Genomic DNA, 689 nt, shown 5'->3' with positions numbered 1-689 from the left:
CAGCAGCGCCGCGTGGCCAAGGCCGAGCGCACAGGCCGCCGCGCCGACGCGGTATGCGGCTTCGGCCGCGCGCCACGCGGCGCCGGCCTCGGCGGTCGCGGGATCGACCGTCAGGTCGGCCATCGACGCGTCGGCGGTCTGCAGGAAATCCTCATACGCATGCGCGTTGACGGTCACGACGCCGAGTTCGCGGGTTGGCGCGGCCGCAACCGCGTCATGCTCGGCGCGCGCGGCATCGGCTTCCCACAGCGCTTCGGACGCCGACGTGGCGGCCACATGCCAGTCGACCGTCAGCCCGTAGTCGTGCAGCACGTCGACGAGCGCAACGTCTTCGGCCGCCGCGCCGAACAGTGCAAAGTCGCGCCACAGCAGCGCGACCGTCTCGCGCACGAGGTCGGGCGGTGCGACGCGCAGGCCCTGCGCATGCTCGCCGAGCAGCAGGTTGGTGCGCGCGAGAAAGCGCTTCAGCTCGGCCGCGCCGCTCGCGCGCAGCGCACGCAGGCACGCGGTTGCGAGCCGCCAGTAGTCGTACGGGGTATCGCCGGCCAGTTCGGCCATGCAGGCATCGAGCCCCGCGAGCGCCGGATCGGACGGCGCCTGCTGCGCGCGCAGCACGACGAGCAGCGCCTGCTCGAAGTGCGCACGCATCCGGACGACGACCGGCGCGGGCAGCGCGCGCAGCGTCGCGA

Annotated in this window: 1 pseudogene; it reads right to left on the bottom strand. The window is 73.9% G+C overall.

Annotated features, from left to right (window positions below):
* A pseudogene (locus G3N94_RS41875) lies at positions 1 to 689 on the bottom strand (hypothetical protein); the annotation flags it as partial.

It is taken from the genome of Burkholderia sp. Ac-20353 (genome assembly GCF_017104785.1).
Lineage (GTDB): Bacteria > Pseudomonadota > Gammaproteobacteria > Burkholderiales > Burkholderiaceae > Burkholderia.
This window is presented reverse-complemented; position numbering and strand designations above follow the sequence as displayed.